The organism is Pseudoalteromonas aliena, assembly GCF_038155085.1.
Taxonomy (GTDB): domain Bacteria; phylum Pseudomonadota; class Gammaproteobacteria; order Enterobacterales; family Alteromonadaceae; genus Pseudoalteromonas; species Pseudoalteromonas aliena_A.
Map to the genome: position 1 here is coordinate 1 of NZ_JBAKAU010000202.1, position 217 is coordinate 217.

Below are 217 nucleotides of genomic sequence, written 5' to 3' on the forward strand. Positions count from 1 at the left end.
TGGGGCCGTGGCCACTAAATCAAGTGGGTAAACCGTTTTTAAAAGGTCTGACTTACTTTTTAATTGAAGTATTTGATCGGCATTTTCATAAATATCAAAGTAAGCTTGGCGATTTTTAATCACTTTACTCGGTTGTATAGATAGGCCTTCAAGCAATTGCTGCGGCACATTTTGCACTCCTACCGGTGCTTGTTTTGGAAAGGTCATTGCAAAGCTG

1 pseudogene is annotated in these 217 nt (G+C 40.1%); it reads right to left on the reverse strand.

Features of this window, described 5'->3' with window-relative positions:
• Nucleotides 1-217 (reverse strand): annotated as a pseudogene (locus V6260_RS19090) (phenazine biosynthesis protein PhzF); the annotation flags it as partial.